The sequence below is a fragment of the Gardnerella vaginalis genome, from assembly GCF_001563665.1.
Classification (GTDB): domain Bacteria; phylum Actinomycetota; class Actinomycetes; order Actinomycetales; family Bifidobacteriaceae; genus Bifidobacterium; species Bifidobacterium vaginale_A.
The window spans coordinates 3,526-9,605 of the sequence record NZ_KQ961876.1; the positions used below are offsets into that span (position 1 = coordinate 3,526).

Below are 6,080 nucleotides of genomic sequence, written 5' to 3' on the forward strand. Positions count from 1 at the left end.
ATAGCTACACTTTTTTGAGTGCACACTATGGATAGTGGGTGCACTTTTTAACGATAGAACAAGGTAATCGTTAAAAGGTTTAAGATTGGCTTAATAACTTGATTCTTGAGCATAAAAACAGCCTAGAGGGGCTACCACCCACCTAGGCCTGACTTTTGTAACATTTCAAACGCTCACAATCTTTTGGCTTTTACGATGCCCTTTCAGTATCAACACTAATCTCTGATTTAAAAGTTACGCTGAACCTGTCCTCGTAAACTTTTATTTTCTTAACCGACTATGGAAACTACTAATAGATAAAAAACATGAACAGGGCTGATTTGCAAAATGCTGCAAAAATAAGCTCATCAACTATTGCAAAACTTAGCAAAGGTGAAAACGTCACCACTGAAGTTTCATCAAAATTTGCGAAGCATTGGACTGTAAACTGGAAGATATCATGGAAAACGTAGAAGAATAAGCAATTCACTGTCTACTAATCATTATTAACCAATATTTACTGGAAAATGCTCATTCAAGCTTAAAAAGACTGGCGTATCAATTATGAAAAGTTGATAAGCCAGTCTTTATTCACCTAAATTACTGTAAATTATCAAGCTATACTTTATTCTTCTACCATGTATTTTAGAACTTTTTCTAAGCACTTAGCGCTACCACTAATATCAATTTTATCATTGCTTCCTGGAGCGTTCATTTCAGACAAAAGCCAACTAAGGTAGTGCTCATTATAGAACGCAAGCAAATGTTTCTCATAAGAAAATGTTTCACTCCCACCAGATTCTGTAAATACCCAGTTTTCAATTGCGTGGTAAGCAAAACTATCAATTACGATTCCTGATAATTTATAACTTTTGAAAAAATTATCTCGTATATACCTCATATGTTTACATGTTGACACGAGCAGACCATTGCTAGTCTTATTTTTGTCACGTATAGCTTCCTGCTCAGCTTTAGGATTAGTTGATAACCATTTTCCACCCATGTTTGAGTCTGGATATACAAAGAATCCTGATGTATTCTTAAAAGCTGGTAAACATTCAAATATTATCCCATCAGAAAATGCTATTTTAATTATTTGCCCATCAGCCCTAATATCACTATTTGGATATGCTTCTTTTATTGCTGTTTTTACTGCTTGCAATAATCTTGACTGTGAATTACCCGTAAGAGCATTGAATCTATCAAAAATAGCACTTGGTAAGCAAAGTAAAATATCTATGTCACTTGTACAAATTGCTGTGTTTCGCCCATAAGATCCAACATAAAGACTATGGTCAATTGAACTATTTATCTTCCAGAATTCTTCATTTATTGCTGATGTTATTTTGTGATACCGTTTACTTATCTTTTCTCTTTGCTCTACTGATATCACTTCGTTATACCTCTTCATATTACAACTGACTCCTTTTTAGAGATTTTGGTAAATTTGCATCAATTTCCGCGTCAGAGAACTCGTTATCCCTTTTGATATTCAAGGATATTGACGCTTTTTTCACTGCCTTATCTGTCGTTTGTGGTGCCTCACTATATATCTTTGACAACTCTTTTATAATCTGCTCATAAGTTTCTGTAAGCTCAGTTGCACTTCTTGATCTTTGTTTTATTTTAAGTAGCAAAATTCTGAGACGCTCTCTGATTGCCAACAAATCATTTCCTGATTTCTTATGACTTATGATACTTGTTTGAGTATTAAATGACTGAAATAAAATGCTGATTATTGTGCTGATACACGATAATATAGTTGCAAATATTTTAACCGATAACCCATCAGTAAATATTAAAGATACTAATCCAGCTGAAGTTAAAGATGTGCAAACTACACGGACTATTTCCAGTATGCGATATTTAGTAACTAATATATCAGCTTGTTTTTCTTGTATTTTATGAGACCAAACTACACTCATATATGAATGCCGAACATTATCTTCAAGTATTAAATACTCATCTAAGCCACTCATCTTTATATCCTACTCTATTCTAATATGTTCAATTTAAGTTCCGTAAACATTCTGAAATTGATTTGGCAACATACCAAAACATAACTGGTGGAATTGCATTCCCTAAGGCTCTATATTGATCACTATCGCTTCCAGTTAAAATAAAATTCTCAGGGAAAGACTGTATTCTTGCCACCTCGCGTGGAGTAAACCTTCTATATTTGCCATTTTCAAAAAGCACTGGGTCTGTACTATTTAAAGATACTTTTGCCAAATGAGCCCCTACAGTATTACAAGGCTTAGATATATCCTGTGCTCTTCCTTTATTCATTGATTTTTTACTTTTCAGCATGCCTGCAACAGCCTTGTCACTAAAATAATATTTCTCGGGAACATTTTCATCTATACATTTTAATAATGGAATATAATCATTCTCATTTTTAATCATCGCATTGGGAAATGAAAAATTCACATTTAAATCCTTACGAAATCCCACAATAATAACTCTTTCCCTTTTTTGCGGAACCCCAAATTCCACAGCTTTTAACACCGTGTATGTAACGTTATATCCACTATCTTCAAATTGCTTAATTATCAAAGGAAATGCGGCATGATTATTTGCAGTAATAATCCCTTTTACATTTTCTGCAATAAAACATTTAGGCTGTTTATCTTTCAATACACGACACATTTCAAAGAATAATTTTCCTTTATCATCCTTAATGCCTAACCGCCTAGGATTCTGAGCAACGATAGAGAACGATTGGCAAGGAAATCCACCTGTCAGAATATCGAAATCTGGTATTTTGCTAGGATCAACCTCCCTAATATCCCTTTCATCTGGCTTAATCGCAAAATTCGTCTCAAATATACGGCATGCGCTTTTTTCAATATCATTTGCATAAACTATTTCCATATCATTAGAAGGATAATAGTTACCTAAATAATTAAAATTGCCAAGAATTCCTATATCTGTTCCACCGCATCCACAAAATAAAGAAGCAACTTTTAATTTGTCCACGCTAACAACTCCTCATACTGACCAGCTTGTTCCTTAAATGTAACTTCCATTCCATCTCTTGGTGATATGTCAATTAAATCTTTCTTGAACAAATAAACTGGATTACGCATAATAAATAACTTAATATTCTTCTTACTTACCATGAGACGATATATCCAATATAGTTCTTTATAACTTTTAGCCGCTTGCCATTCATTAGGTGTCAAATGTATCCTATTAAACATAATTGGTTTAGAGCTTATGGTAGTTTTCACTTCGATATTTCTTAATGTATCGTCTAACTCTCTTGAGCTGATATCATATCCCACACCAAGCTCAGTTGGTATTTTTTTAACAAGATGTACCAAATCTTCACGGCCGCCAATCTTTAGACGTTCACATTCATGGCCGTGAACTAAGCTTTCTCCAATGTCACCTATGTCTTTTGTTTTCAACACTTCAAGACTGGCTAACCTATCAAAATAAGCTTTGAATTTTTGAACCTGCTTATTTATTAATTCCGTACCGTCTGTGGTTATATATGCTGTAATATCTGTGCTAAAATCAGTGTCTTTGCTTTCTTTATTTACATATTCAAACCAGTCGCATCGATGACTATTTATCTCCGCAAGCGTTCCGTTTTTAACTTGAATCATAGAATCATATCCATCAAACCATTCTTTAGAATTAATAAATTTAAGGATAGATTCGTTCTCATTATGGTTCAAGAAGAACTCTTTATTATTGTAGGAAGTTAAGAGATTCGCTAACTGCATATAATCTAAAATATCTCCAGCATACCTTACAATATCACCTTTCGCATCATAATCTATATTCTTTTTTCGGTTTTCTTCAATCCGATCCCAAACCGTACAAACATCTTCATTGTCTCTAGTACAACGTAAATCGTTAAATATGCAGTAACATGCTTCAGCTTTTGTAATACCGCATCGCTTATTCGTACTCTTTTCTGCTTGATCAAGTAGTTTTAATAAATATTGAGCAGGCTTAAAATGTATCCCTTGTTTAATTTGCTCTTGAATTCTATCTGCTTTTATATGCCCACCTGGGTATTGAAAGTAGAAAATAAACTGCTTAAAAAATTGAACAAGATCATTATTTATAGCTAGCTCTTTTGCTCTCAACATGGCATGATTTATTTTACAGTCGTCTTCATAAAATAACCCAAACAGAGATGATATTTCAGTTCTCCAGTTATTGATTGTCTTTAGTGTACTTGTTGAATTTCCAGGAAAACATCTGATAGAATCGTTAAGTATGGTGTTGAATTTCTCTCGCGGAGCGTCACCAATTTTACTGATTTCTGTTGCCATATATATCAATACGTTCTCTACATTATTCTTAAATCTAGGGCGGCAATGATGAAGTCTGAATTCATATTCTGGTGGTATTTTATAAATCATAATTTCTTCTCCAAAAGCTTAATTATTTGCTTAGCAATTGCCTCTGCCATTAGAGGAGGCACTGCATTACCAACTTGACGAAATTGCTGTGTCTTACTGCCGAGAAATATAAAATCATCCGGGAATGACTGTATTCTCGCACATTCTCGCACTGTAGGCACACGATTATATTTATAGTGAAAATGATGCCTGTGCCCTGTATCAATTGTTGGTGCGGGCTTATTATCTGGAAACCTAGTCCAGGCGACATGGAAATTTCGAGAGTTTTTTAATTCTTCTGGCAAATCCTTATAATTACCACCTGCTGGAACAAGCGATATTATGTGCTTTACCTTTTCGGAATGCTTTGCGGCAACGTGATTATACACGTATTTCGATTTTAGCCTCATTAACTTTTGATAATCGTTTTGAGCCTCTGTTTCATACATCATTTTTTCTGAACCAAAGGATGTTTCAAGTGGAGGAAGATCAGATAATGCCATCTCACAAGAAATATATTTTTTATTTTCTATAGGGTATTCAAATTTTCCTTCTCTATACCCGACAAAAAAAACTCTCTTTCGCATCTGTGGAACACCATAATCAGCCGCACAAAGTATTTTATATTGGATTTCATACCCCATATCTGAAAATTTTTTTATTATATTGTCTTTAATCTTGCCACCAAAAAGACCCACAAGACCAGGAACATTTTCTATCACAAATGCTTTAGGTCGAATTTCATCTACTAACCTAATGTATGACAGATAAAGCTTATTCCTAGGATCATCAATTTTCCGAAGACCAGATAAAGACATACCCTGACATGGAGGACCTCCAATAATAACATCAATACCTTTATTGCCAATAATTGGTTTTATATCCTCTTTATATGAAATCTGCGTTATGTCACCACATATGGATTTAGCATTTTTATGATTCAACTCAAAAGTCTCTAAAGCCTTTACATCAGTATCAATCCCCAAGATGACGTTGCAGCCTGCCTTTTCAAAACCTAAAGACAATCCGCCTGCTCCACAAAACAAATCAATTACATTTGGCTTTAATTGTTTTTTATTACTATTTTTCAATCTTTCATCCGCAGGCTTTATAGCACTATCAGGAATTGCCCAATTTTCGCCTAATTTAAAAACTCCAGGGATTCTGCCTTCTGAGCATAAAATCTGCACTCTTCTCTGTGATAAATGCCAAATTGTAGCTGCTTGACTTGCTGTAATAAATCCCATCTAATCACCTCAGCATTTATAAATTAGATTATTATTATATTCCACGGGACGAATAAAAGCAATAAGCATTTTATTACTATGAGTCAAAAGAGCACGCCCTTGCCTAAATAGCACACACCCCTAAAGCAAAAAAGACACCCCTAAAAATAAAAAATCCAGCGTCAATTCACTCCGGACTTGCATTCACGTTCTTCCGTTTCGCAAGCCTACAATAAGACCTTATTTACAGTGTTATTCTAAGCAACAGCCGCCAAACTTTGTATCATTTTGAGAAATTCATCCTTCATCATACTATGCATGAATCGTGCTTAATTAACATTCCCCACTCACAAGCTGGGTGCAAAGTGGGTGCACTTTTTAACGTTAACATCCTGTGCACTCGACCCTAGAGCGTTGATATGTTCCCTCAAACAGCAAAATCGCACTCAAAAATCGCAAGAACCCAGCTTAAAGCCTCTTCGCATTAAACCTTTTAACGATAGACCCTGCAAAC

6 protein-coding genes are annotated in these 6,080 nt (G+C 34.6%); 1 reads left to right on the plus strand and 5 read right to left on the minus strand.

Annotation, left to right across the window (positions count from 1 at the left end; genetic code table 11):
- The first annotated feature begins 305 nt into the window (after positions 1 to 305).
- Positions 306 to 452, plus strand: coding sequence for a helix-turn-helix domain-containing protein (locus HMPREF3230_RS06690; RefSeq protein ID WP_330997404.1), 147 nt, complete (start codon positions 306 to 308; stop codon positions 450 to 452).
- A gap of 152 nt (positions 453 to 604) precedes the next feature.
- On the opposite strand, the gene HMPREF3230_RS05765 is transcribed toward HMPREF3230_RS06690, so the two are convergent.
- Genes HMPREF3230_RS05765 through HMPREF3230_RS05785 form a run of 5 tightly spaced genes read right to left on the minus strand, consistent with a single transcriptional unit; the run spans position 605 to position 5,587 of the window.
- On the minus strand, positions 605 to 1,390 hold the full coding sequence (locus HMPREF3230_RS05765; RefSeq protein ID WP_075523978.1) for an SMODS domain-containing nucleotidyltransferase: 786 nt from the start codon (positions 1,388 to 1,390) through the stop codon (positions 605 to 607).
- A gap of 1 nt (position 1,391) precedes the next feature.
- Positions 1,392 to 1,958, minus strand: coding sequence for an SLATT domain-containing protein (locus HMPREF3230_RS05770; RefSeq protein WP_075523979.1), 567 nt, complete (start codon positions 1,956 to 1,958; stop codon positions 1,392 to 1,394).
- Between the two features lie 28 nt (positions 1,959 to 1,986).
- Positions 1,987 to 2,958, minus strand: a complete 972-nt coding sequence (gene dcm / locus HMPREF3230_RS05775; protein WP_075523980.1) for a DNA (cytosine-5-)-methyltransferase — start codon at positions 2,956 to 2,958, stop codon at positions 1,987 to 1,989.
- On the minus strand, positions 2,946 to 4,361 hold the full coding sequence (locus HMPREF3230_RS05780) for a protein NO VEIN domain-containing protein (protein ID WP_075523981.1): 1,416 nt from the start codon (positions 4,359 to 4,361) through the stop codon (positions 2,946 to 2,948). Before HMPREF3230_RS05780 ends, dcm begins: the two co-directional genes overlap by 13 nt.
- A complete protein-coding gene (locus HMPREF3230_RS05785; protein ID WP_082266322.1) occupies positions 4,358 to 5,587 on the minus strand; it encodes a DNA cytosine methyltransferase in 1,230 nt (409 codons plus the stop codon). Before HMPREF3230_RS05785 ends, HMPREF3230_RS05780 begins: the two co-directional genes overlap by 4 nt.
- Positions 5,588 to 6,080: the final 493 nt, after the last annotated feature.

Excerpts from the sequence above, each read along its gene's own strand:
- HMPREF3230_RS06690 (WP_330997404.1), top strand. The coding sequence starts at position 306 with ATGAACAGGGCTGATTTGCAAAATGCTGCAAAAATAAGCTCATCAACT.
- HMPREF3230_RS05765 (WP_075523978.1), bottom strand. The coding sequence starts at position 1,390 with ATGAAGAGGTATAACGAAGTGATATCAGTAGAGCAAAGAGAAAAGATA.
- HMPREF3230_RS05770 (WP_075523979.1), bottom strand. The coding sequence starts at position 1,958 with ATGAGTGGCTTAGATGAGTATTTAATACTTGAAGATAATGTTCGGCAT.
- HMPREF3230_RS05780 (WP_075523981.1), bottom strand. The coding sequence starts at position 4,361 with ATGATTTATAAAATACCACCAGAATATGAATTCAGACTTCATCATTGC.
- HMPREF3230_RS05785 (WP_082266322.1), bottom strand. The coding sequence starts at position 5,587 with ATGGGATTTATTACAGCAAGTCAAGCAGCTACAATTTGGCATTTATCA.